Consider the following 23,502-nt stretch of genomic DNA (forward strand, 5'->3'; position numbering starts at 1 on the left):
CCGGTCCGGACCGCCTTCGTCCGCCTCCCCTCGCAGATCAGGGCCGGTCTCCCGGCATCCGAGGCCCGCCGGCCCCTGGCCGGGCCCGCGTCGGCGGCGAAGGCTTGGAGCAGCACCCGTACCGGCCGTCACGGCTCAGGATGGAAGGAAGGATCGCGATGCGTGTCCCCGACATCGACGCCACCGCCATCGAAACGCTCATCTCCGCCGCGGTGGCCGCGCCATCGATCCACAACTCCCAGCCATGGCGGTTCCGGCTGGACCCGGACACTCCCGCGGTGGAGGTCTGCGCCGCGCGACGGCGCTCGCTGCCGCTGGCGGACCCGGTGCGCCGGGCCCTGCACCTCTCCGTGGGGGCCGCGGTGTTCAACCTCCGGGTGGCGGCCGCGCACCTGGGCTGGGAACCGGACGTGCGCCTGCTGCCGGAGGGGGACGACCCCGACCTCCTCGCCACCGTGCGCCTCACCGCTCCCCGGGACGACCGCCTGGCGCATCCGGCCCTGTACGACGCCATCGCGCGGCGGCACACCAGCCGGCTGCCCTTCACGGGCCGTCCCGTGCCGGAGTCGGTGGTGGCGGAGATGGCCTCCGCCGTACGCGTCGAGGGCGCCCAGGTGCACTTCCCGGGCATCGTGGAGACCAAGGCCCTGCTGGGCCTGACCGCAGAGGCCGAGCGGCGCAACCACGCCGACCGGTGGCGCGTCGCGGAGAGCCGGGCCTGGGTCGTCCCGGCCGGTGCGGGGCCCTACGGGGTCCCGGTCACGGCGCTCGGCCCCCGCGACACCGCGCGGCGGATGCCGATGCGCGACTTCACGGGCACCGCCGACACCCCCCGCACGCCCGCCCTGCGCTTCGAGCGCCACGCGCAGCTGGCGCTGCTGTGGACGCGCGACGACCGGCCGCTGGACTGGCTCCGGACCGGGCAGGCCCTGGAGCGCATGCTCCTGCTCGCCACCGCGCGCGGGGTGCGGACCTCGGCACTGCACCAGGCCCTGGAGTGGCCCGATCTCCGGGAGGAGCTGATGCGACGGTCCCGGCACCCCCAGTTCCTGGTCCGCTTCGGCTACGGGCCCGAGGGCGGGCGGACGCCGCGCGCGGGGGCCGGAAGGCGGTCCGGCAGCGCCCCGAAGGGGCGCGAGGAACTGCGCGACCAGCCACGACGCACCCGCGGTTGACCCCCGGCCGGTCCACGACCACCGCTCCGGCGACGGCCAGCGCGCGAGTGGCCGGTGGTGTCCGTCGCCGAGTGCGCGACGGCGGACACCACCGGCCGGTCGAGGGGGACGGTCACACCCTCCCGGGGCCTCCGTAGTAGGCGGTCCGCATGATCTCCTGCATGTCGTCGAGCATCGGCATACGGGGGTTGGCGGGGGCGCACTGGTCCTCGAAGGCGTTCAGGGCCTGGCGCGGCAGCGCGTCGACGAAGACGGTCTCGTCGATGCCGACCGCGCGGAAGGAGGGTTCGATACCGACCGCGTCCCGCAGCCTTTCGACCGCGGCGGCGTAGGAGGCCACCCCCTCCTCCGGGGTGTCCGCCGGGAGGCCCAGCGTCCGGGCGATCTCCTGGAACCGCTGCGGGGCCCGGTAGTTCTCGTACTTCGGCCAGCCGGTGAGCTTGCCGGGCACGGTGCCGTTGTAGCGGATGACGTGCGGCAGCAGGATCGCGTTGGTGCGCCCGTGCGCGACGTGGAAGGTGGCGCCGAGCGTGTGGGCCATGGCGTGGACGATGCCGAGGAAGGCGTTGCCGAAGGCCATGCCGGCGACGGTGCTCGCGTTGTGGACCTTCTCGCACGCCTTGGGCTGTGCCGCCCGGTCGTTCACGGCCCGCTCCAGGTTCTCGAAGACGAGCCGGATGGCGTGCAGGGCGAGGCCGTCGGTGAAGTCGTTGGCGTAGACGGACACATACGCCTCGGTGGCGTGGGTGAGGGCGTCGAATCCGCTGTCCGCGGCCAGGGCCGGGGGCAGGTCCTTGGTCAGCAGCGGGTCGACGATCGCCACGCTCGGGGTGAGCGCGTAGTCGGCCAGCGGGTACTTGCGGCCCGTGGCCGGGTCGGAGATGACCGCGAACGGGGTGACCTCCGCGCCGGTGCCGGACGTGGTGGGGATGCACACCAGCCGTGCCCGCTTGCCGAGTTCGGGGAAGCGGAAGGCACGCTTGCGGATGTCGGAGAACTTCTGCCGCATGTCGGAGAAGTCGATGTCCGGCTGCTCGTACAGGAGCCACATGACCTTGGCCGCGTCCATGGGCGAGCCACCGCCCAGGGCGATGATGGTGTCCGGGCGGAACTCCCGCATCAGGCGGGCACCGCGCCGCACGGAGTCGATGCTCGGCTCCGGCTCGACGTTGTCGATGATCTGCACGGTCACCGGATCCGGCCGGTGCTGCAGGACGCGGGTGATGCGGTCCACGTAGCCGAGGCGGGTCATGGTGGCGTCGGTGACCACGGTGACCCGGTGGACGCCGGCCATGGCCGCCAGATAGCGGACCGCCTGCGGCTCGAAGTAGATCTTCGGCGGCACCTTGAACCACTGGAGGTTGTTCTGCCGGGTGCTGACCCGCTTGATATTCAGCAGGTTTGCGGCAGAGACGTTGTTGGAGACCGACGTGTGCCCCCATGACCCGCAGCCCAGGGTCAGCGACGGGAGCAGCTGGTTGTAGACGCCGCCGATGGCACCTTGCGACGAGGGGGCGTTGACGATGACGCGTACCGTCTTCATGCGGCGGCCGTACTCCTCCGCCAGCGCCGGGTCGCCGGTGTGGATGACCGCGCTGTGGCCCTGCCCGTGGAAGGCGACCATGTCCGCGGCCAGGTCGAAGCCCTCCCGCTGCGAACCCGCGCGCAGCACGGTCAGCACCGGGCACAGCTTTTCGCGGGTGAGGGGCTCGCCGGGGCCGACGCGCTCGGCCTCGGCGAGGATGACGGAGGTGTCCGCGGGCACGGTGAAGCCCGCCTGTTCGGCGATCCACGCCGGGCTCTGTCCCACGGCGGCGGGGTTGACGCGGGTGCCGTCGGCTCCGTCCGGCGAGCCGGGGAAGAGGAAGGCCTCCAGCTTGCGCTTCTCGTCCGCGGTGGCCACGTGGGCGTGCAGCGTCCGGAATTCCGCGAGCGCCTCGTCGTAGATCTCCGCGTCCAGGATGACGGCCTGTTCGGAGGCACAGATCATGCCGTTGTCGAAGGACTTCGACAGCACCAGGTCGTTCACGGCGCGGCGCAGGTCGGCGCTGCGGTGCACGTAGGCGGGGACGTTGCCGGCGCCGACGCCGATGGCGGGCTTGCCCGCCGAGTAGGCGGCCTTGACCATGCTGTTGCCTCCGGTGGCCAGGATCAGCGCGACGCCGGGGTGGTTCATGAGCGCGCCGGTCGTCTCGAGGGAGGGGGTCTCGATCCACTGCACGCAGTGTTCGGGCGCGCCCGCCGCGACGGCCGCGTCCCGCACGACGCGGGCCGCTTCCGCGCTGCAGCGCTGGGCGGAGGGGTGGAAGGCGAAGACCACGGGGTTGCGGGTCTTCAGTGCCAGGAGGGCCTTGAAGACCGTGGTGGAGGTGGGGTTGGTGACCGGGGTCACGGCGCATACGACGCCTACCGGTTCGGCGATCTCGATCATGCCGTCGGTGTCGTCGCGGGCGATGACGCCCACGGTCTTCATCCGGGACATGCTGTCGGTGACGTGCTCACAGGCGAACATGTTCTTGGCGGCCTTGTCCTCGAAGACGCCCCGGCCGGTCTCCTCGACCGCCAGCCGGGCCAGACCGGTGTGCTGGTCGAGGGCCGCGACCGAGGCCTTCGCGACGATGCGGTCCACCTGTTCCTGGGTGAAGGACTCGTAGTCCGCCAGGGCCTTGAGCCCGTTGGTGACCAGGCGGTCCACGGCGATGGCGGTGTCGGAGGGCGTGTCGCTGGCGGCTCGTCGTCCGGCGTCCTGTCGTTTCATGGGGCCTCTCCGTCGTCGGAAGTGCGCGGCCGGAGACGTCCGGCGCGGCTGTTCCGGGCGGTGCTTCCGTGCGGTCACCGCCCTCGCTCCCAGCCTTGCGCGCCCCCGCCCCGTACCCGGTGGTCCGAAGGTCCCCGGTCGCGGTCCGGTGGTCCGTGGCCGGGGGCCGTTCGCGGACCACCCGGCCCTGCGTTTCGGTCCGCCGATCAGGGACGCTCGGCCCCTGCGCCCGCCGAGCCCACGCGCGAGGATGGAAGGACGCCGCAGGGCCGCGGCGCACGAGGATCGCCGAGCGCCGGAAGGAAGGTCTGCCGTGAAGCCCCGGACAGTCGGTGAGGTGATGACACGCGAGGTCGCCCACACGTGCCGCGACACCACCTTCGCGGACCTGATGCTCCTGCTCGACCGGCGGCGCGTCAGCGGTGTGCCGGTGGTGGACGACGACGACAAGGTGCTCGGCGTCGTCTCCGAGGCCGACCTGATCCGCCATCAGGCCGCGGGGGTGCGCGCGAGCCGCCGGTCCGGTACGGGCACGGTGGCGAAGCTGATGTCCACCCCCGCCGTCACCGTCCACCCCGAGCAGCGGGTCTCGGACGCCGCGCGCGTCATGGAGCGCCACCACGTCAACCGTCTTCCCGTGGTGGACGAGGAGGACCGGCTCATCGGCATCATCACCCGGCACGACCTGCTGCGGGTCTTCCTGCGGACGGACGAGGAGATCCGTGCGGAAGTGGCGGAGGAGGTGCTGGGCCGCGCCCTCGGCCTGCCGCCCGGAGCCGTGTCCGTCTCCGTCGTGGACGGGGTGGTCACGCTCGACGGACGCGTGAGCCGTGGCCTGGACGTCTGGGCCGCGGTCCGGCTCGCCTGGCGGGTGGACGGCGTCATCGGTGTGGTGAACCAGCTGGTTGCCACCGATGGCGTCGCGGGCTGAGTGCCGGTGCCCGCGGGGGCACGTCAGTCCGCCCTGAGCCCGTGCGCCCGGAACTGCCCGCGCACCCGCTCCACCAGGGCCGGGCACGGCGCCGGGGTGTCGCGCAGGGGGAAGGGCCTGCCCAGTGCCGCGTACTTGGCGGCGCCCAGCTTGTGGAACGGCAGCACGTCGACGCGCTCGACGACGGACAGCCCCGCCACGAACGCGGCCAGGCCGTCGACGTCGGCTTCGTCGTCGGTCCAGCCGGGGACGAGCACGTACCGCACCCACACCGGCACCCCGAGCGCGTCCAGCCGCCGTGCGAAGCGCAGGGTCGGCGCCAGATCGCCGCCGGTGAGCCCGCGGTAGCGGGCGCGGTCGAAGGACTTGATGTCGAGCAGCACCAGGGCGGTGCGGGCGAGCAGGGCGTCGTCGGCACGGTTCCCCAGGTTGCCGGAGGTGTCCAGGGCCGTGTGCAGGCCGGCCTCCTTGCAGCGGCGCAGGATCTCGCCGGTGAAGGCGGGCTGGAGCAGGGGTTCGCCACCGCTGAGGGTCACTCCCCCGCCCGAGGCGGTCAGGAAGGCGCGGCACGTGTCGATCCTCGCCATCACCTCGTCCACGGTCGTGGGACGGCCGTCGCGCATGTGCCAGGTGTCGGGGTTCTGGCAGTACAGGCAGCGCAGCGGGCAGCCGCTGGTGAACAGCACGAAGCGCGTACCGGGTCCGTCGACGCCCGTGGACAGGTCCCAGGAGTGGACCCTGCCCACGGGCCGGCCGACCGCGATGTCGCTCACGCGGCACCGTGGAAGGTACGGCTGATGACGTCCTGCTGCTGCTCACGGGTGAGCCGGACGAAGTTCACCGCGTATCCGGACACCCGGATGGTCAGGTCCGGGTACTTCTCCGGGTGTTCCATGGCGTCCTCCAGGGTGGCGCGGTCCAGGACGTTGACGTTCATGTGGAAGCCCCCGGAGGCCATGTAGCCGTCGAGCAGCCCCACCAGGTTCGTCACCCGGTCCTCGGGGCTGTTCCCGAGCCCGGCGGGGGTGATGGTGGAGGTCAGCGAGATGCCGTCCCGGGCCGCCTCGTACGGGAGCTTGGCCACCGACAGGGCGGAGGCCGCCATGCCGTGCCGGTCCCGGCCGTTCATGGGGTTGGCGCCCGGGGCGAACGGCTGCCCGGCCCGGCGCCCGTCGGGGGTGTTGCCGGTGTGCTTGCCGTAGACGACGTTGGAGGTGATGGTGAGGACGGACTGGGTGTGCTCGGCGTCCCGGTAGGTGGGGTGCCGGCGGATCTTCTCCATGAAGGAGCGGACGAGTCCGACGGCGAGTTCGTCGGCGCGGTCGTCGTTGTTGCCGTACGCCGGGTACTCGCCCTCCACCGCGTAGTCGACCGCGAGCCCGGTGGCGTCGCGGATCACCCTCACGCGCGCGTACCTGACCGCCGAGAGGCTGTCGGCCGCCACCGAGAGCCCGGCGATGCCGCAGGCCATGGTCCGCCGCACCGGGTGGTCGTGCAGCGCCATCTCGACGCGTTCGTAGGCGTACTTGTCGTGCATGAAGTGGATGACGTTGAGGGCGTCGACGTAGGTGCCCGCGAGCCAGTCGAGCACACGGCCGTACGCCTCCGTGAGCTCCTCGAAGTCCAGGTACTCCCCCGTCAGCGGGGGCATGGGAGGGGCGACCTGTTCGCCGGAGATCTCGTCGCGGCCGCCGTTGACCGCGTACAGCAGTGCCTTGGCGAGGTTGACGCGGGCACCGAAGAACTGCATCTGCTTGCCCACGGCCATCGCCGACACACAGCAGGCGATGGCGGTGTCGTCGCCGGTGCACGGCCGCATCAGCTCGTCGGACTCGTACTGGATGGAGCTGGTGTCGATGGAGACCTGGGCGCAGTAGCGCTTGAAGCCGTCGGGCAGGTGCGGCGACCACAGCACGGTGAGGTTCGGCTCGGGTGCCGGTCCCAGGTTGTAGAGGGTCCGCAGGAAGCGGAAGGAGGTGCGGGTGACCAGGGGGCGGCCGTCGGTCCCGATGCCGCCGATGGACTCCGTCACCCAGGTGGGATCGCCGGAGAACAGCTCGTCGTACTCGGGGGTGCGCAGGAAGCGCACGATGCGCAGCTTGATGACGAAGTCGTCGACGAGTTCCTGGGCGCGCTCCTCGTCGATCCGGCCTTCGGCCAGGTCGCGTTCGAGGTAGACGTCGAGGAAGGTCGAGGTGCGGCCGAGCGACATGGCGGCGCCGTTCTGTTCCTTGACCGCCGCCAGGTAGCCCAGGTACAGCCACTGCACGGCCTCGTGGGCGGTGGTGGCCGGGCGGGAGACGTCGCAGCCGTAGCCGGCCGCCATCCGCTTGAGCTCGTCCAGGGCGCGCAGCTGCTCGGCCAGTTCCTCCCGGTCGCGGATCACGTGCTCGGTGGAGGGCTGTCCGTCGAGCAGCGCCCGTTCGGCCTGCTTGGCCTCGATGAGCCGGTCCACGCCGTACAGCGCGACGCGGCGGTAGTCGCCGATGATCCGGCCGCGGCCGTAGGCGTCGGGCAGTCCGGTGATGATGTGTGCCTTGCGGGCCCGGCGCATCCCGGGGGTGTAGGCGTCGAAGACGCCGTCGTTGTGGGTCTTGCGGTAGGTGCCGAAGACCCTGGCGACGAACGGGTCGGGCTCGTACCCGAAGGCGCGCAGGCCGTTCTCCACCATGCGCAGGCCGCCGTTGGGCATGATGGCGCGCTTGAGCGGGGCGTCGGTCTGCAGGCCGACGACGAGTTCGCGGTCGCGGTCGATGTATCCGGGGGCGTGCGCGGTGATGGTGGAGGGGGTGGCGGCGTCGACGTCGAGAATGCCCTTGCGGCGTTCCTCGGGGAACAGCGCGGTCACCTTGCCCCACACCGCCCGGGTGCGCTCGGTCGGTCCGGCCAGGAAGGCGGAGTCGCCTTCGTAGGGCGTGTAGTTGGCCTGGATGAAGCCGCGCACGTCGATGTGCTTGCGCCAGCGCTGTCCGGCGAAGCCGCGCCAGGGCTGTGCGGGGGCGGGGGTGTCCACGGCAGGTTCGGCCACTGCGGTCATCTGTGTCTCCGTAATCCTCGGTGACGCCGGGCGCGGCGCTCGTGACGGCGCCCGCACAGCCGATGCTTGTCGCCCGCCCCGGCCGCGCACAGGGCCGCCGGGGTCAGGCACCCCGCCGACTGGTCCCTCTTCCGGGCGCCGGTGGCAGGACGCAGGTCCTGTGAAGGCGAGGACTTCCGGCCCCGGGGCCGGTCGCGCCACCCAATCCGGCGCGGCCGTGGTCGGCGTCCGTGGGCCCGCCCCTTGTGGCGCAGGGGCAGGACGCGGGCCGGACGCGGGCCGGTGGAGGGGCCGACCGGCCCATGGCCGCCCGTACCGTTGTGGCCCATCCTCGGAAGCACGAGGTGTGCGAGGCACACGGAACGAGGCAAGAGGGAGCCGGGAGCTTTGAACGAGTCAAGGACGTTCTCGCCGGAGCGGCCGATCCGGGTGTTCCTGCTGGACGACCACGAGGTCGTCCGGCGGGGCATCCACGATCTGCTGGACGCCGAGGAGGACATCACGGTCGTCGGTGACGCGGGCACCATCGCTCAGGCGCTCACCCGGGGCCCTGCCCTCCGGCCGGACGTCGCAGTACTGGACGTGCGGCTGCCGGACGGCGACGGCATCACGGTCTGCCGGGAGCTGCGGTCGAGCATGCCCGGTCTGGCCTGTCTGATGCTCACCTCCTTCGACGACGACGATGCGCTGCTCGACGCGATCATGGCCGGGGCGGCCGGCTACGTCCTCAAGCAGATCAAGGGCTCCGATTTCGTGACCGCCGTCCGCACGGTCGCCGCCGGGCACTCCATGCTCGACCCCGCCACCACCGCCCGTCTGATGACCACGCTGCGCGGGGAACAGACCGCCGGGAGCGAGCCGGAGGACGAGCGGCTGGCCGACCTCTCCCCGCGGGAGCGTGACATCCTCACGCTGATCGGCGACGGGCTGACGAACCGTCAGATCGGCGAACGGCTCTTCCTGTCGGAGAAGACGGTCAAGAACCACATCTCCCGGCTGCTCGCCAAGCTGGGCGTGGAACGCCGCATCCAGGCCGCCGTGATCGCCACGGAAGCGGCCAGGGAGACGGCCGGGGCCGACGAGCACCGGCGGAGCCGCCTCTAGGACTCCGGCAGGAACTCCGGCGGGACTCCGACGGGACTCCGACGGGACTCCGACGGGACTCCGGCGGGACTCCGGCGGGACTCCGGCGGGCGGCGGCCCGTCCCCAGGGGGCCGGGAGCCACCGGCCCGCCGCGCCGGTCAGCCGGTGAGCGGGACCCGCCAGGTGAGGACCGTACCGCCGCGCTCCGGGGTGGTGAGCCCGAGCGCGCCGCCGTGCTGTTCGGCGCGCTCGGCGAGGTTGCGCAGCCCGCTGCGCCGCCCGGTGCCGGATATCCCGACGCCGTTGTCGGCGACGGTCAGCACCAGCTGCTCGCCGGTGTTGACGACGGACACGTCCACGAAGGTCGCGTGCGCGTGCCGGGCCACGTTGGCCAGGGCCTCCTCCAGCACGGCGGTCGCGTCCTCGGCGACCGCGCGGGGCACCTGCGTGTCCAGCAGCCCCTCCATCCGCAGACTCGGGGCGAAACCCAGCACCCGGCCGGCCTCGCCCGTCTTCTGCACGACCCGGGTGCGCAGGCCGTGCTGGGGGACGGTGTCCCGGGACCGCAGCCCGAAGATCGCCGACCTGATGATCTTGATGGTCTCGTCCAGGTCGTCGACGGCCCTCCGGACCCGTTCCGACGCCTCGGCGTGGGCGATGAACCGGTCGGCGCTCTGCAGCGTCATCCCCGTGGCGAACAGCCGCTGAATGGCCAGGTCGTGCAGGTCACGGGCGATGCGGTCGCGGTCCTCCAGCAGGGCGAGCTGCTCGGCGTCCGCACGCCGCTCGGCCAGCTCCAGGGCCAGGGCCGCCTGCCCGGCGAACGTGAGCAGCGACCCGGTCTCCTGCTCGGAGAACTCCGGCCGGCCGCTGTCGCGGAGCAGGAAGAGCACCCCTCGCACCGCTTCCCCCGCCGTGACCGGCACCGCCACCGCGGGACCGGACCGGGCCGGGCCCCGTGACGCCGCGGCGTCACGCGCGTCCGCACCGACGTCACGGCCGCGGACCGGCTCTCCTCCGTCGTACGCGGCGCCCACCAGCGAGCCGTCGGCCGGCAGCACCAGACCGCGCAGTTCGTCGGCCCCGGTCCCCACGGCGACCTCGACGGTCAGCGCGGAGCCCCCGTCCAGCGGCAGGGCGAACGTCGCCAGCTCCGCCCCCGTGATGTCCCTGGCCAGCTCGGCGATCAGGACCATGACGTCAGCCGGGGGGCTGCCCGACATCAGGCTCGTGGTCACCTGGGCGCTCGCCCGCAGCCACCGCTCGCGCCGCGTGGACTCCTCGTACAGCCGGGCGTTGTCGATCGCCACACCGGCGGCCACGGCGAGTGTCGAGAGCACCGACTCGTCCTCGTCGGTGAACTCCGCGCCACCGTGCTTCTCCGTGAGGTAGAGATTGCCGAAGACCTCGTCGCGCACCCGGATCGGCACGCCCAGGAAGCCGTTCATCGGCGGGTGGTTCGGCGGGAACCCGTACGAGGCGGGGTGCTCGGAGAGCTTGGTCAGACGCAGCGGCTCCGGGTGCCGGATGAGCTCGCCGAGGATGCCGTGGCCCTCCGGGTACGGGCCGATGGCCTCGATCTGCTCGTCGCCGAGGCCCACGGTCAGGAACTGCGACAGCGTGCGTCCGTCGGGGCCGATCACGCCCAGTGCCCCGTACCGGGCGTCCACCAGTACGGTGGCGGCTTCGACGATACGCCGCAGCACGTGCTCCAGGTCCAGCTCGCGCCCTACCGAGAGCACGGCCTCCAGCAGGCTGTGCACCCGGTCCCTGGTGCCGCGTGCCGCGTTCAGCCGCGCCTGCAGCTCCTCCAGCAGCTCGTCCAGCTTGAGCTGTGGGAGCCGCACGGGCTCTTCCCCGGCGTTCCTCAACGCGCCTCCTCCGACCCGTGTCCGGAATCTGTACAGCCCCCCTGGTGCAACCGTACCGAGCCCCGGCACCGGGAACGTCCTCGTATGCCCAAGATCTCCGGCCGGGGCCGTTCGCCCTCCGCGCCGTGCCCGGTCGGCCCGCCTGCTGGCCCATGTCGCCGCCGCCGTCGGGCGCCGTCTCCGGGCGGCCCGCACACGGCTGCTCGACCGCTGAGGCACGCGTCCCGCGCTCCCCCGGGACCGACTGGCACCGGAGGACGGCCGACAGGCCCTCGGGACAAGGCCCCATCGCCCCTGGCGTCCCCGTGCGGCAGCGGCCGATCGTGGGAGCGAACCGGCGCGCAAAACCTGCACGTTCTGAAGGCGGTGGCAGCGATGGACCTTCCCGTCATCGTGGGAACCGATGGCTCCCGCGCGAGTCTGGAAGCGGTGGACTGGGCGGCGGACGCGGCCGTCCTCCGCGGCTCGCCCCTGTGGATCGTCCACGCGGGCCCGGACGGTCCGGGCCCCGGCCGTTCCTCGGCGTGGGCCAGTCTCTCCCCGGCACGGGCCGAGGAGGTCTGTGCCCTCGCGGCCGACCGCGCCGCGCTGCGCTCCTCCCGGCTCAAGGTGACGGCCGAATCCGTGGGGGGCGGAGCCACCATGGCCCTGCTGGAGGCCTCGCACCACGCCTGCCTCGTCGTCGTCGGACACCGTGGGCAGGGCGGAGGACACTCGCCGTTCCTGGGCCCGGTGGCCACCGCGGTCGTGGCGCACGCGCACTGTCCGGCCGTGGTCGTCCGCGGTCGCCCGGACAACGTCCTTGGCCGGAAACACCGGGTCAGCGTGGGTGTCGGCAGGCGGCACCCGGAGGAGACGGCCGTGTCCTTCGCTTTCGCCGAGGCGGCGCTGCGACGGTGCGAGGTGGAGACGGTGTTCGCCTGGTCCGACGCCGACAGCGCCCCCCGGGACGGCCACCGGGCGCGGTACGGGCACGCGGTCGACGGGGCGCTGCGGTCGGCGACGCGGGCCCACCCCGAGGTGCCTCTGCTGACCTACCCCGTCGGGGGGCCGACGCACACGGCCCTGCTCCGGGCGGCCGCGGAATCGGACCTGCTCGTGCTGGGCGCGCGTCCGCACGGCTCCCCGGGGCCCCGGCTGGGCATGGTGAACGGCACGGTGCTGCAGTACGCGCAGTGCCCTGTGGCCGTCGTGCCCCGGTGACGGGTCCGTCACACGATGCGACACCCCGTGACCATGTCGAGGCTGATGCTGATCACGTGGTCCATCGCATCGCCGATCCAGGGTTCGAGTGCCGCCTGATAGCGCTGCTGGGCAGCGGGATCCCGCACCAGGTGCGCCTCGCCGGTGACCACGACACTCCACCCGGTGCACGTCTCCGTGTCGAACTCGTCGGCCTCGTAGGCCACCACGGCCCCGTCCCGGGCCGGGCCGAGCATCGCGGCGCCGGTGTGGGTCCTGATGATGATCTGGTCGTCCAGGAGGACGTGGTTGACCGGGCGGACGGCGGGCAGGGCCTGGTGACTGAAGACCAGGCGTCCGATCCGTGCGCCCTGGAGAAGCCTCAGTGCCTCCTGCCGGGACAGCTCCGCCATGGTCGGCGAACCCGGCCGGGAGCCGTGCTCGATGCGGTTCCGTGCCATGACGCCAGTCATTCACGATCCGCTCCGTCCGGCTAGGGCTGAACGGCCCCGTTCTTCGTACCGGACGGGCGCGGCGCCGGTCTGCCGCGCCCGGGCGCGACGGCCCCGGGAAACGCGGCGGACGAGGGCCCGACGGCCCTGGGAAAGGGCCGCTCGGCCGCAGTCCGGGCGGGGCCCGGCACGGCATGCTGGCCATGACCGGCCCGGAGTTCTCCGCTCACGGCCGCAACCGGCGCCCGCCCGGCCGATCCCCGGCCTCCCGACCGCGCGGGCACACGGTGTGCGGCTCCTCCAGCCGGTCGGCGTCCGGCCGCCTGTCATGGCTCCCCCGTCTCACCGGCGGCCGGACGCGAAAGGCGTTTCCTCTGCGGCCGGATGTGAAAGAGGCGCTGACCGGATCTCCGCGTCCGGGCACCGGGCGGGCACCGCGGTGGCCACGTCGTGGTCAGGGACGGGGCCGTTCGGTCCCCGGCCACAGTCCGTGCGGCCCCGCCGCAGACCCTTCGGCCTCATGTCCGCGCTCCCCCGGGCGGCCGACCATGAAGGGCACAGGCCGGACCGGACAGCTCGCCTCTCGGGAGCACACGATGAACGTACGAGGCACATCCCGCACACGGGGGTTGTTCCCGCACCGCTTCCGCCCGCTGGCGGACAACCCACTGCGGCGGCGTTCCGACCGGTGCCAGTCCTGGCTCGGCGCGTGTCTCCTGCTGCTTCTGTTCCCCGCCCTGCTGGGGGTGCCGCTCCTGGTCGCCCAGGACGTCTACGCGTCGCAGATGCGCACGCTCCACACCCAGTCGGCGCAGCGGCAGAGGATCACCGTGCGCGTCACCGCGGACGCGGTGACGGACACCTCCGCCGGGCTCAGCTCGCAACGCGCGCCCGTCCGCTGGACGGACGCGGAAGGCACCGTACGGACGGGCACGGCCGACGTCCCCGCGGGATCGGTCAAGGGCGCGACGGTACCGGTGTGGGTGGACGACAAGGGGAGGCCGGTGAAACCGCCGATGACGCGCGACGACGCGCTGGCGGTCAGCTGGTCCGCCGCGTGCATGACGGCCGCGGGACTGGCCGCGGCGTACTGCGGCATGCGCGCGGCCCTCGTCGCGGTGCTGAACCGTCAGCGGTACGCCCAGTGGGAGGCGGAGTGGGAAGCGGTGGAGCCGCGGTGGTCGGGACGGTCGCGTGGGTGACCCGCCCGGGGCGGGGGCGCGCACGGCGTCGGCCTGTCAGTCGCGGACCGGAGTGACGGTGATCGGCGGAAGGCCGCTCAGGCAGGACGTGTCGCCCGGCTCGCCGGTGCGGATGAAGTGCGAGGAGACACCGGTGACGCAGCGGCTCGGTTCCAGCTCGGGCACGTGTCCCATGTTGCGGGCCGTGCGGAACCGGCTGTCGCGGAACTGCCGGGCGGCCTTCTCCCCGCTCGCGACGGGCGTGTTGGCGTCGAGGTCGCCGGAGAGCACGAGGACCGGGACGTCGGGCAGCCCGATCTTCGTGGGCTGCGGGTCGGGAGTGTTCCTGCGCGGCCAGCCGATGCACACGTCACCGCCGTCCGTGGTGCCCTCGGTGAAGCCCTTGGCGCTGAACGCCCCGTGCTCACCGGGGCGTACGGAGGCCAGCGCGGCGTTGTACTGGCGCCACCGCTCGGACAGCGGCGCGTCCTTCGACCAGGCCTTCTGGTAGTCGTTGCAGGTGACCGCGATGTACGGCGCCTGGTCCACCGTGCTGCCCGACTTCCCCTCCTCCTGGACGAGCTTCCGCAGCGGTGCGGTGTCGCCCTTCACGAAGCGGTGGAGGGCATGGGGCAACCGACCGAGCAGCGAAGGCTGGTCGGGCTCGAGGCCGACTTCGCTGCTGGCCGCCTCGAACAGGAGGTTGGCGAGCTTGTCCTCGGTGACCTTCTTCTCGTGGGTACCGGCGCCGTCGGTGGTGATCGTCACCGTCATGGGCTCGGCGCGCAGCCGCGCGGCCGTGGTGGCCAGGTCCTTCACGGCCTGTTCCCCGTCGCATGCCACGGGGGCGCTGCGCTCGCATATCCGCCGCAGGTTCGACGAGACCGCCTGGGCGCTGGGCCGGGCCAGCGGGTCGTGCGCGAGGGGGTAGGCGCCGGACAGGACCATGGAGCGCACGCGCTCGGGGTGGCGGGAGGCGTACACCGGCATCAGATACGTGCCGTAGGAGAGCCCGTACAGGCTGAGCTGCGGTACGCCGAGGCGGTCGCGGATCGCGTCGATGTCGTCGGCGGTGGCGGCCGAGGTGTAACCGGCGACCCTGGGCCCGAGGTTCCTGGCGCACCGTGCGACCGCGGCCCGCTGCTGGGCCCGCGTGCCGAAGCGGTACTCCGCGTCGGTGACCCCGCAGGGGACGCGCTGCGACTCCCCGGTGCCCCGCGGGTCGACGAGCAGGAGGTCATGGTCCTCCAGCAGGCCCTCCAGGCCCCAGGCGAACGCCTCGGCCTTGCCGATCGCGGCCTCGCCCGGGCCTCCCGGGTTGACGGCGACGGTGCCCTTGGCGGGGCCGGGCGCGCTGTGGCGTACGACCGCGTAGCTCACCTCGACCTCGCCGAGTTCCGGCTTTCCCGCGACGAGCGGGCGGTCCAGCCGGCCGCAGTCGACCCGGTGCCCTTCCACGGCCGGGCACCAGGCGGGTGCCGCGGCGGCCGGGCCGGTCACGGGCGTGGAGGCGGTGGCGGTCGCTGCCGGCAGCACCGAGGCCATCACCGCCATCATGCTCACAGCCAGGCCCACGTGCCGGGCCGCGCTCTTGTACGTCATCGCCCTCTCCTCTGCCCCGGGCTTCCCGGACTCCCCGGTTCCCGGTCTTCCTCAAGTACGGGCACCACGTTGCCCGGCACACTGCACAGGCACGGCAGAACAACGGCAAAAACGTGTAAGAAACGCACGGGACCCGGTCCGACGGCGGTGGAGTGCGCCGACTGGTGCGGCGAGATCGACGGCTACGTCGTGGCCCTCTTCAAGACGGACTGCGCCGCCCTGGCTGTTCCGGCCGCCACCGCCCTGCGATCAACGACGGCAGCAGCGCCGCGGACCAGCTGAAATTGGGCGAGTTCAGGGGGGATCCGGTCAGCGGGTCGTAGTTCTCCATGAACGGTGCGCGTCCGGACAGGTCCGCCGCCTTGTCGATCAGTCTCTCGGTCAGGGCGTACGCGTCGCGGTCGAACCCGTAACGGCGCATCCCGGCGATCGCGAAGTACGCCTGGTCGAGCCAGACGGGGCCGCGCCAGTACTGGCGCGGGGCGAAGTACGGCGAGCTCCTGGAGACCGACGGCAGGGGCACCGGGGTGGCGAACTCGGCCGGGTCGAGGAGCCGTTCGCGCAGGGCGGCGGCCTGCGCGCGGGTCGCGACACCGGCCCACAACGGGATCGCGCCCTCGATGCCTCTGCCCCGCCGGGTCAGCCGGGCGCCGGTGCCGAGCGCGGTGTCGTAGAACCAGCCGGTCGCCGGGTCGTACATCCTCTGCCGCACGAGCTTCGTGGTGGCGGCGGCCCTGGCGCGCCAGGCGGCGGCATCCGCCCGCAGGCCCAGTTCCTCGGCGATGAGGCCCAGGTTCTCCTGGTCGGCGGCGAGGTAGGCGTTGAGGTCCACGGACTCCTGGTCGAGCGAGTAGCCGACGACCTTCCCGGAACCGTCCCGGTTCGGCACGACCGAGGTGCCCGACGCCGCGTCGAACCGGGGGGCGTTGTCCATGCCGCTCTCCCAGGCCGCGGCCTGCCGCTGCTGCCCGGCCGAGCCGTTGGCGGGGTCCACGGTCGCGCCGTACTCCGCGAGCCCGTTGTGGTCGTGGTCCCGGTTGCGGTACCACCACGCCTCGTACGCGGCCAGCTTCGGGTACACCTCCCGCAGGAATCCCTTGTCCCTGCTCCGCTGGTAGACCTGCCGGACCGACCACGCGCCCAGGGGCGGCTTGCTGTTCCGCTCGTTCCAGTTGGTTCCGCCGTGCCGCGGGTCGTTGTAGAACACGGCGTCCGGGATCATCCCCGCGTCCTGCGGCCGGGTCGTGGATCCGGGCCGTATCTGGTGGTCGAGCACCGAGCGGATCTGGGACTCGGCGAGCCCCGCGTCGAAGCGCACCGTGCCGGCCGCCTGCTTCCAGGTGTCCCACGCCCAGAAACCGCCCGCGAACCACTTGTACGAGAGGGACGGTGTGATCCCGTCGTGGGCGAGGCTCCCGGCGGCGCCGCGCCAGTTGGTCACCAGCGTCTCCAGTGCCTTGACGGCGAGCCGCCGCCGGCCGGCCGGCACCCCCGCGGTCACACCGCCGACGTACCGCCGCCAGCGGGTCTCGACGGCCCGCACGGTCCGTTCCGGGTCGGTGAGCACCCGCCGCGCGCCGTCGGCCTCCGCGCGGCGCTCGGCCTGGGTGAACGTGTAGCTCTCGGTCCAGGCCAGGGAGTGTTCCGCGCCGGGCGCGAGCGTGAAGGGCGCGGCCAGTTCCGTACGGTAGGAGTCCCCCGTCACGGCCGTACGCACCGGATCCGCGTGCCGGACCTCGAACCGTTCGGTGCCGTCGGTGAGGAAGTCGTCCGCCGCACGCACCCTGGCGAAGTCGACGGCGACGCCCCGGGACGCGACGGCCAGCGAGGGCGCCTGCCGCATGGGCGCCTCGGCGGGCCGCAGCAGACGTCCGCTCCAGTCGGCGCCGAGGGTGCGCGGGGTGCGGCCGGTGTTGCGCACCACGGCCCGTACCAGCGCGGTGCGGTGCGTGGCGTACCGGAGATCGAGCGTGAGCCGGAGGCCGTCACCGAGGTCGTACGTCTGGACCAGGGCGCCGGGCCGGGAGGTAAAGCGCGGCTCGCCGCCGCCGGTGAGGTCGAGCGCGCGGCCGTGCTCGCTCAGTCCGACGCGGGTGAACGAGGAGCTCAGCCACCAGGGGTACTCCTGGGCGACGTAGAGCGGTCCGGTGAATCCGCCGTAGCCTCCCGGGGCGTGCGGCGCCGGGAGGGCGTAGGCGTGCCAGGCCCCCTGGTCGGAGAAGACGTTGACCGGATTGATGTCCTTGCCGTCGCCGGGAAGCGCCGCCGTCGGGCTGCCGCGCAGGTCGAGCACGTCGTCGTAGTCGGGACTGGTGTTGGTGCTGTTGCGGTCGTGGTCGTGGGCGTCGTTCGGGGAAGCCGTCTGCCGGGGCGGGGCGGCAGCCGTGGGCTGCACGCCGGTGACGGCCATGGTCAGGGCCAAGGCGAGGGCTGCCAGGGCGTGGGGATACGGTCGCAAAGACACGTCCGTCCTTCCGAGGGCAGGGGCCGGGATCCGGAGGGGCGTTCGGCAGCATGGAACGGACCCGGAGCATCCGGTAGGCGATTCCCTGACTCAGGCCGGAAGTGATCCCGCCGACGAGCCGACCCCCTGACCGACCCCTGAGAACCCCTGACTTGAGCCACCGTATATGCCGCTGTCCCTTGAAAGTTCTAGGATCGGACCTTCGTGTGTACGACCCACCCTGTTTCCGAACCCTGTGGAGAGCCCACGATGGAGAACCAATGAGCGCTGCCCCGCCGGCCTCCGGCACAGGCCGGGCGCGGCTGGTCGAGGTGGCCACAGCCGATCTATCACGTCTCGCCTCTCTCTTCGACCCCGGCCATCCCAATCTGGCCTTCGTCCACGCAGTCATCGACGGAGCCATCCCGGGCAGGGCCTGGGCGCATTTCCGGAACGGCGCGCCCGTGACCTGCCTGGTCGCCACCACCGCGCCGTTCTGCCTTGCCGCCGGGGCCATGACCCCCGCCCTCTTCACCGAGGCCAGAACGCTGCTCGCCGGGCACGGCGAGGTACAGCTCGTCCATCCGCCGGGCCCTGAGACCGACGCCTGGGCGAAGCAGGCGGGCTTCACCGCGGGGCGGCGGCTCCACTTCACCCACCCCGAATCCGGTTTCGTCGCCCCCTCGCCGGCCGTCCCCGACGGCTATGCGTTGGTGCGGATCGACGCGGAGACCTTCTCCGGCCTCGATTCCCCGATGGCACGGAGTATTTTCGGCACGAGCGCGCAATACGCCGCACACGCGGTCGGCTTCGCCCTGGTCAAGGACGGCCGGGTGGCGGCGGACGCACACGGCGTCATCGGCGGCGGGCTGATCGAGCTCGGTATCCACACCCACCCCGACCACCGCCGCAAGGGCCTGGCGTCCGTGGTCCTCGCCGCGGTCGGCCACTGGGCCGGCGAGCAGGGACTGCGCTCCGTCATGACGTGTCACGCGGACAAGGCGCCGAGTATCGCGCTGGCCCGGAAGCTCGGTCTGACCGAGGAATTTTCCTACCCGATAGCGAAAGCCACATGCTGAAATCCCCGTTATCCGAGGTGATTTCGCCCGCCTCGGTACGACGCGTGCGCGAACTCATCGACCCGCACATCCGCCGTACGCCGCTGCTGCGGGCGAAGGCGCCGAGCCCGGTGGACATTCATCTGAAGTGCGAGAACCTTCAGATCACCAATTCGTTCAAGGCCCGGGGCGCGCTCAGCGCGCTGCACGCGTACCGGCGGTCCCGTCCGGAGGTGTGGTCCCGGATCGTCCGCGAGGGCGTCGTGACAGGCAGTTCGGGCAATTTCGCGCAGGGCCTGGCGCACGTGACGTCGCAGCTGGATCTGGCGTACACGGTGGTGGTGCCGGATTCGATTCCGGAGGCGAAACGGTCGCAGATCCTGGCGTACAACCCCAGGACCCGGATCGTCCAGGTCCCGTACCCGGTCTGGCGCCGCACCATGATCTCCTCCTCCTTCCCCGACCTGCCGGGGTTCTTCCTCTCCTCGGAGAGTGATCCGTACGTCTCGCTGGGCATCGCCACGATCGGAATGGAGATCCAGGACGATCTCCCGGACGTGGACGCGGTGCTGGTGCCGTACGGCGGCGGGAACCTCGCCTACAGCCTGGCGACCTACCTGAAGGTCCCCGTCTACGCCGTGGAGATCAGCACCGGAGCCCCGCTGTCCGCGTCGCTGCGCGCGGGCCGCCCCACGGATGTGGAGTACGAGCGCTCGTTCGTGGACGGCATCGGCGCGAGTTTCGTCATTCCGGCTCAGTTCGAGCGGCTGAAGGACAAGTTGGCCGGAGTGTTCACGGTGACTCCGCAGGAGGTCGCGGAGGCGCTGTCGTCGCTGGCGTTCGCCGACAAGATCGTCTGCGAGGGCGCGGGAGCCGCGGCGTACGCGGCCGCGCTGAAGCACTCCTCCTCGTACGGCTGGCGCAACCCGGTGGCCGTCGTCAGCGGTGGCGTCATCGATCCCGACGTCCTGCTGCACACCCTGACCACCATCGGCCAGCCGCTCACCACACCCATTTCCTAGCCTGAGGGGAGCAGTATCCACATGAGTGACACCCTGCCCGTCATCGAGCCGGTCAGCCCCGCCATCGGGGCCCGGGTCACGGGCCTCGATCTGTCGCAGGACGTCTCGGACGAGGCCTGGAAGACCGTCCAGGACGCCTTCCACCAGCACAACGTGCTGGTCTTCCCGGGACAGGACATCTCGGTCGAGCAGCAGAAGGCGTTCACCGCGCGCTTCGGGCCGCTGCTGACGCACAGCCACCTGCTGCCGATGACCATCGAGGGCCACCCCGAGGTGATGGTGCTCCACAACAACGAGCAGAAGCCACCGGGGCTCAACGACTGGCACACCGACAACAGCGGCTGGGCCGAGCCCCCGCTCGGCACCTCCCTCTACGCCAAGATCACGCCCAAGGTCGGCGGGGACACCCTCTACGGCAACATGTACCTGGCGTACGAGACGCTGTCGGCGCCCATGCAGGAGCTGCTGCTCCAGCTGACCGCGACGCACGACGTGCGCAAGGCGTTCGGCCCGGACTACGGCAACCTGCAGAAGTCGCTGCGCAAGAAGGGCATCGACCCGGACCAGCAGTTCGCGGACCAGGACCCTGTGGAGCACCCCCTGATCCGTACGCACCCCGAGACGGGGCGCCGGGCGCTGTACATCTCCAACCCGTACGTGACGCGGATCAACGGCGTGACCGAGTCCGAGAGCCAGGCACTGCTGGCCTTCCTCCGCCGCCACATCGAGACCAACGAGCTGATCTACCGGCACCGTTGGGCCCAGGGCGACCTGGTGATCTGGGACAACCGCTGCACCCAGCACCTCGCGGTCGCGGACTACTTCCCGCACGAGCGCCTGATGCACCGCCTCAACATCGCGGGAGAGAAGCCCTTCCTGAAGCTCTGAGCACCTCTCCCCACCCGCCACGTCGTGCCCCTGCCCGGACCCCGGGCAGGGGCACGACGCACGGCCCTGAGCCGCCCCTCCCCTGCCGGTGACGACTCGGCGGCACACCTTGTCGGAAGCCCTCGGGGCCACTCGTCGCCGTCGGGCTCACGCAACCTCACAGCCGGGCTCTCAGCACGTCGACCTCGCAGCCCGGCGAGGCCGGGTCGAAGCCGTGCTCGACCAGCCAGCGGACCGTCAGCAGGCTTCGCAGCGACCACCACGCGCGGATCACGTCGAGGTCGACATCGGTGCCGTAGCCGGCGACGACGTCGCCGAGGTGCTCCTCGTGTCCCAGCGTCAGGACGGCGAGGTCGTACAGGGCATCGCCCCGGCCCGCCTCGGACCAGTCGACCACGCCGGTGATCTCGTCACCGTCGACGAACACGTGAGCGACCTGCAAGTCGCCGTGCGTGAACACCGGTGTCCACGGCCGCAGCGCCCCCTCGGCGACGCGGCGGTTGCGCGTGACCAGGCCGACGGGAAGAACGTCGTTCGCCACGAGCCAGGCGCACTCGGCGTCGAGGGCCGATGCGAGCGCGTCGAGGCTCCGGCCGGGCCATGGCGGCAGCGGCGCGTCGTGCAGCCTCCGTACGGCGGCACCCGCCGCGGCCCACGCCGCAGGCGACGCGGTCGACGGCTCGCCGAGGCGGCCGAGTGCCGTGCCCGGGAGGGCGGCGAGCGCGAGCACGGGCGGCTTCCGCCACAGGACCTCCGGGGTCGGGACCGGTGCCATGGCCATCGCCCGGACCTCGACGTCGGTGCGCGTCCGATCGGCGTCGATCTTCAGGAACACGTCGCCGACGCGCAGGGTCGCGCGCTCGGAATGGGCGACGACGACCTCGACCTCGTTCATGGCGGCCAGTATCGCGGGACGACCGCCGATGTCGCCGGGGTTTATCCGCAGCGACTCCGGGAGCGCGTCCGAGGTCGTCGACGGCTCAAGGGCCCCCGATCCCGCCGCCATCGGCCGTGAGCCGTGTGCCGAGCCATGTCGCGATGGCCTCTGCCGTCGTGGGTGCGTGTTCCTCGGTCATGCTCCAGTGGTCGCCGGGGACGTCCACGGTGGTGTGCGGCACCGGCCAGGACGCTCGCCGCTCCCCGAACCCCGTCCCGGGCCCGCCGTGGGCCGGTGGCTGCGGCAGCGGTTCGGTGGCGCGGATCAGCAGTGTGGGGACGTCCGTCGGTTCCGGATGCCAGCCGCGGGCGATACGGGTGTAGGCGCCGAGCGCGGCCACGGCCATGTCGTCCACGGCCGTGTCGAACCGCTCGCCCAGCTGCCAGGGGATACGGGCGGGCAGGGCGAGCAGCCACGGCGCGTTCTCGAGGTCCGGGGTGACGTGGTAGGTGTCGAGGAGGACGAGGCCGAGCGGTGGTGTGCCGGTCGCCGCGAGGCGTGCGGCCACCGAGTGCGCGGGGCAGCCTCCCGCCGAGGAGCCGAGGACGGCGTACGGACGGCCTCCGAGGCGCTTGCGCACGGTATCGGCGTGCAGGTCCACGAGGGTCTGCCAGTCCCGGGGAACGGCTCCCCCTTCCGAAACGCCGGGGTGCTGTATCTCCAGGACGTCCCGGTCGCCGCCGAAGGCGGAGGCCAGCGTGGCGTGCCAGGGTCTGCCGAGTGCGGGAGAGAAACCGGGGAAGCACACGAGCGCGGGACCGGCGGTGCCTTCCGCGAGTCCGAGGGGCGCGAGTTCGTGCCGGGCGCCGTCGCCGCGGTCGAAGACGGGCAGGGCGAGCGAGGCGGTCACCAGCAAGTGCATCGCCGACACGACGTCGCCCGACTCGCACACGCGCCGGTAGAGGGAGGCGAGGGTCTGTGGCGGCCGTGCCGTTCCCCGCGGCGCGGCGGGCTCAGCGGCGGTGTGCTCGTGACCGCCCCTGCCCAGCTCCTCGTCGAGGTGACCGGCCAGCTCCGCGGCGCTGGGCCGGTCGAAGACGACGGTGGCGGGCAGGAACAGGCCGGTGAGCGCACTGAGCCGGTTGCGCAGCAGCACCCCGGTCAGGGAGTCGAAGCCCAGCTCGGTGAAGGGGCGTCCGGGCGCCACGGCGGACGCGTCGGCATGGCCGAGCACGGTGGCGGCTTCCTCGCGGACGAGACCGAGCAGGACCCGTGCCCGGTCGGATCCGGGCAGCGCGGCGAGCCGTTCCCGCCGGGCTCCGGCCTCTGTCTCGCCCGCCTCGCCTGCTTCTCCCGCCGCATCGGTCGCGGCTGCCGGGCGGCGGGCCGTGCGCAACAGCCCGCGCAGGGGCGGCGGCAGCGGCTGCCCGGCAGTGCCCGCGCCCGCAGCGTCCGCAGTGCCCGCATCACCCGCCCGCAGGGAACGGGCCGGCAGCAGCGGAGCCAGCACCGGTTCGCGGCTGCCCAGGGCGGCGTCGAACATCGCCAGGCCCTGCGCCGGGGAAACGGCGCGGAGCACGCCGTGCATGGCCCGGTCGGGGGCGGCGGTGCGTGCCGCCATTCCTTCCCCGCCCGCCCACGGGCCCCAGGCGAGGGAGAGCGCCGGCAGGCCGAGGGCGGCGCGGTGGTGTGCGAGCGCGTCCAGGAAGGTGTTGGCGGCGGCGTAGTTGGCCTGGCCCGCGGTGCCCAGCACTCCGGCCGCCGAGGAGAACAGGATGAAGCGCGACAAGGGCAGGCGCTCCGTCAGCTCGTGGAGGTTCCAGGCGGCGTCCGCCTTCGGCCGCAGCACCGTGGTCAGTCGCCCGGGCGTCAGGGCCTCGAGCACGCCGTCGTCCAGGAGTCCGGCGGCATGCACGACGGTGCTCAGTACCGGCCCGTACG

At 72.4% G+C, this 23,502-nt stretch carries 17 protein-coding genes; 8 read left to right on the forward strand and 9 right to left on the reverse strand.

Annotated elements, in window-relative coordinates; genetic code table 11:
- Positions 1-158 precede the first annotated feature (158 nt).
- On the forward strand, positions 159-1,175 hold the full coding sequence (locus tag K6I34_RS00935) for a hypothetical protein (RefSeq protein WP_229322050.1): 1,017 nt from the start codon (positions 159-161) through the stop codon (positions 1,173-1,175).
- A gap of 112 nt (positions 1,176-1,287) precedes the next feature.
- Here K6I34_RS00935 and adhE read toward each other — a convergent pair whose 3' ends face one another.
- The gene (gene adhE / locus K6I34_RS00940) at positions 1,288-3,933 is read right to left on the reverse strand and encodes a bifunctional acetaldehyde-CoA/alcohol dehydrogenase (protein ID WP_229322051.1); all 2,646 of its coding nucleotides are present in this window, start codon (positions 3,931-3,933) and stop codon (positions 1,288-1,290) included.
- A gap of 313 nt (positions 3,934-4,246) precedes the next feature.
- Between adhE and K6I34_RS00945 the strand changes: the two genes are divergently transcribed.
- Complete coding sequence (locus tag K6I34_RS00945; protein WP_229322052.1) at positions 4,247-4,864, forward strand: CBS domain-containing protein; 618 nt, start codon at positions 4,247-4,249, stop codon at positions 4,862-4,864.
- A gap of 23 nt (positions 4,865-4,887) precedes the next feature.
- Here K6I34_RS00945 and pflA read toward each other — a convergent pair whose 3' ends face one another.
- Together pflA and pflB are read right to left on the reverse strand one after the other, a co-directional pair.
- Positions 4,888-5,637, reverse strand: a complete 750-nt coding sequence (gene pflA, locus K6I34_RS00950) for a pyruvate formate-lyase-activating protein (RefSeq protein WP_229322053.1) — start codon at positions 5,635-5,637, stop codon at positions 4,888-4,890.
- Complete coding sequence (gene pflB, locus K6I34_RS00955; RefSeq protein ID WP_229322054.1) at positions 5,634-7,901, reverse strand: formate C-acetyltransferase; 2,268 nt, start codon at positions 7,899-7,901, stop codon at positions 5,634-5,636. The genes pflA and pflB overlap by 4 nt, the downstream gene beginning before the upstream one ends.
- Before the next feature lie 387 nt (positions 7,902-8,288).
- On the opposite strand from pflB, the gene K6I34_RS00960 reads away from it, so the two are divergent.
- Positions 8,289-9,005 (forward strand): response regulator transcription factor, encoded by a 717-nt coding sequence (locus K6I34_RS00960; protein WP_229322055.1) that lies wholly within the window; start codon positions 8,289-8,291, stop codon positions 9,003-9,005.
- A gap of 138 nt (positions 9,006-9,143) precedes the next feature.
- Here K6I34_RS00960 and K6I34_RS00965 read toward each other — a convergent pair whose 3' ends face one another.
- Positions 9,144-10,856, reverse strand: a complete 1,713-nt coding sequence (locus K6I34_RS00965; RefSeq protein WP_229322056.1) for a GAF domain-containing protein — start codon at positions 10,854-10,856, stop codon at positions 9,144-9,146.
- A 375-nt stretch (positions 10,857-11,231) separates the two neighbouring features.
- Here K6I34_RS00965 and K6I34_RS00970 point away from each other — a divergent pair, with 375 nt between their 5' ends.
- Positions 11,232-12,059 carry a universal stress protein gene (locus K6I34_RS00970; protein ID WP_229322057.1) on the forward strand — a complete coding sequence of 276 codons (828 nt, stop codon included), beginning with the start codon at positions 11,232-11,234 and terminating at the stop codon, positions 12,057-12,059.
- 8 nt (positions 12,060-12,067) lie between these two features.
- Here K6I34_RS00970 and K6I34_RS00975 read toward each other — a convergent pair whose 3' ends face one another.
- Positions 12,068-12,499 (reverse strand): pyridoxamine 5'-phosphate oxidase family protein, encoded by a 432-nt coding sequence (locus tag K6I34_RS00975; protein WP_229322058.1) that lies wholly within the window; start codon positions 12,497-12,499, stop codon positions 12,068-12,070.
- Between the two features lie 587 nt (positions 12,500-13,086).
- Between K6I34_RS00975 and K6I34_RS00980 the strand changes: the two genes are divergently transcribed.
- Complete coding sequence (locus K6I34_RS00980; RefSeq protein ID WP_229322059.1) at positions 13,087-13,692, forward strand: hypothetical protein; 606 nt, start codon at positions 13,087-13,089, stop codon at positions 13,690-13,692.
- Positions 13,693-13,728: 36 nt separating this feature from the next.
- On the opposite strand, the gene K6I34_RS00985 is transcribed toward K6I34_RS00980, so the two are convergent.
- A complete protein-coding gene (locus K6I34_RS00985) occupies positions 13,729-15,273 on the reverse strand; it encodes an alpha/beta fold hydrolase (RefSeq protein WP_229322060.1) in 1,545 nt (514 codons plus the stop codon).
- Positions 15,274-15,472: 199 nt separating this feature from the next.
- Entirely contained in the window at positions 15,473-17,737 is a 2,265-nt protein-coding gene (locus tag K6I34_RS00990; protein WP_229322061.1) for a trehalase family glycosidase, read from the reverse strand.
- A gap of 260 nt (positions 17,738-17,997) precedes the next feature.
- Here K6I34_RS00990 and K6I34_RS00995 point away from each other — a divergent pair, with 260 nt between their 5' ends.
- Genes K6I34_RS00995 through K6I34_RS01005 form a run of 3 tightly spaced genes read left to right on the forward strand, consistent with a single transcriptional unit; the run spans position 17,998 to position 20,684 of the window.
- Complete coding sequence (locus tag K6I34_RS00995) at positions 17,998-18,795, forward strand: GNAT family N-acetyltransferase (RefSeq protein WP_229322062.1); 798 nt, start codon at positions 17,998-18,000, stop codon at positions 18,793-18,795.
- 44 nt (positions 18,796-18,839) lie between these two features.
- The gene (locus K6I34_RS01000) at positions 18,840-19,796 is read left to right on the forward strand and encodes a threonine/serine dehydratase (protein ID WP_229322063.1); all 957 of its coding nucleotides are present in this window, start codon (positions 18,840-18,842) and stop codon (positions 19,794-19,796) included.
- A 21-nt stretch (positions 19,797-19,817) separates the two neighbouring features.
- The gene (locus K6I34_RS01005; RefSeq protein ID WP_229322064.1) at positions 19,818-20,684 is read left to right on the forward strand and encodes a TauD/TfdA family dioxygenase; all 867 of its coding nucleotides are present in this window, start codon (positions 19,818-19,820) and stop codon (positions 20,682-20,684) included.
- Between the two features lie 157 nt (positions 20,685-20,841).
- Here the strand turns inward: K6I34_RS01005 and K6I34_RS01010 are convergent, their stop codons facing one another.
- On the reverse strand, positions 20,842-21,579 hold the full coding sequence (locus K6I34_RS01010; protein ID WP_229322065.1) for a phosphotransferase family protein: 738 nt from the start codon (positions 21,577-21,579) through the stop codon (positions 20,842-20,844).
- A gap of 85 nt (positions 21,580-21,664) precedes the next feature.
- The coding region (locus K6I34_RS01015; protein ID WP_229322066.1) for a KR domain-containing protein at positions 21,665-23,502 on the reverse strand (1,838 nt) is incomplete at its 5' end.

This window comes from Streptomyces sp. UNOC14_S4 (genome assembly GCF_020740835.1).
In the GTDB taxonomy this organism is placed as follows: domain Bacteria; phylum Actinomycetota; class Actinomycetes; order Streptomycetales; family Streptomycetaceae; genus Streptomyces.

Coding starts and splice junctions, on each gene's coding strand:
- K6I34_RS00935 (WP_229322050.1), top strand. CDS start 159: ATGCGTGTCCCCGACATCGACGCCACCGCCATCGAAACGCTCATCTCC.
- adhE (WP_229322051.1), bottom strand. CDS start 3,933: ATGAAACGACAGGACGCCGGACGACGAGCCGCCAGCGACACGCCCTCC.
- pflB (WP_229322054.1), bottom strand. CDS start 7,901: ATGACCGCAGTGGCCGAACCTGCCGTGGACACCCCCGCCCCCGCACAG.
- K6I34_RS00970 (WP_229322057.1), top strand. CDS start 11,232: ATGGACCTTCCCGTCATCGTGGGAACCGATGGCTCCCGCGCGAGTCTG.
- K6I34_RS00975 (WP_229322058.1), bottom strand. CDS start 12,499: ATGGCACGGAACCGCATCGAGCACGGCTCCCGGCCGGGTTCGCCGACC.
- K6I34_RS00980 (WP_229322059.1), top strand. CDS start 13,087: ATGAACGTACGAGGCACATCCCGCACACGGGGGTTGTTCCCGCACCGC.
- K6I34_RS00985 (WP_229322060.1), bottom strand. CDS start 15,273: ATGACGTACAAGAGCGCGGCCCGGCACGTGGGCCTGGCTGTGAGCATG.
- K6I34_RS00995 (WP_229322062.1), top strand. CDS start 17,998: ATGAGCGCTGCCCCGCCGGCCTCCGGCACAGGCCGGGCGCGGCTGGTC.
- K6I34_RS01005 (WP_229322064.1), top strand. CDS start 19,818: ATGAGTGACACCCTGCCCGTCATCGAGCCGGTCAGCCCCGCCATCGGG.
- K6I34_RS01010 (WP_229322065.1), bottom strand. CDS start 21,579: ATGAACGAGGTCGAGGTCGTCGTCGCCCATTCCGAGCGCGCGACCCTG.